Source organism: Vibrio sp. 1249-1 (assembly GCF_033340495.1).
Map to the genome: position 1 here is coordinate 1 of NZ_JAWOWJ010000405.1, position 779 is coordinate 779.

2 protein-coding genes are annotated in these 779 nt (G+C 48.7%); both read left to right on the forward strand.

The features are described from left to right. Positions 1 to 272, forward strand: a 272-nt coding sequence (locus tag R7Z50_RS26660; RefSeq protein WP_318149636.1) for an imelysin family protein, incomplete at its 5' end; no start/stop codon positions are given. A gap of 84 nt (positions 273 to 356) precedes the next feature. Continuing rightward, positions 357 to 779 (forward strand): di-heme oxidoredictase family protein (locus R7Z50_RS26665; RefSeq protein WP_318149637.1); only part of this gene is annotated, 423 nt, incomplete at its 3' end.

Genomic DNA, 779 nt, shown 5'->3' on the forward strand with positions numbered 1-779 from the left:
CAAACCTAGTTGCTCAGGAAGATAAGCAAGCCGCTGAAGAAATCCAGAAGCAATTTGACGCAACACGCAGTCAAGTTGGCGAGTTGGTGACTTCTGCTGAAAAACACAATCAGCATTTCGACCAACTTATTGCTGCGGGTAATGCTCAAGGCAATGCTCTGGTTAACGACACCATCATGGCGTTGGTTGCACAAACAGGTGCTATTGAGCGTGCAGCGGGTATTGTCGGCATCGATAGCCTAAGCCCAGACACCGCAGACCACGAGTTTTAAGAACACATAATAATAAACAAGGGCTCATAGTGAGCCCTTTTGCCGTTAGAGCTCGTTGTTATCCATTCATATAAGAGCAGTGATATGAAGCCATACCTACTTTCCGCCTTTGCCGCGATCCTTTCGACTTCTGCCATGGCTTACGATGCTAAGTCTGGTGGCAACACCAGTGTCAAACAAGACGGTGCTAATGCCTATTCATTACCCGCGACGAACTTGCCAATGAGTAAGCGACTTGATTTTAGTGTGGGCAATAGTTTTTTCCGTAACCCATGGGTGCAAGCGCCAGCGACTACAGATGCAAGAGACGGCCTTGGCCCGCTTTTCAACACCAATGGTTGTCAGAATTGCCACATAAAAGATGGCCGTGGGCATCCTCCTGAAAAAGACGACATTCATGCCGTGTCTATGTTGGTGCGTTTGAGTATCCCGGCGATGACGCCAGAACAGAAGAAAGCTTACATCATGGATGGCGGTATTCCGGAGCCTACGTATGGCGGACAACTG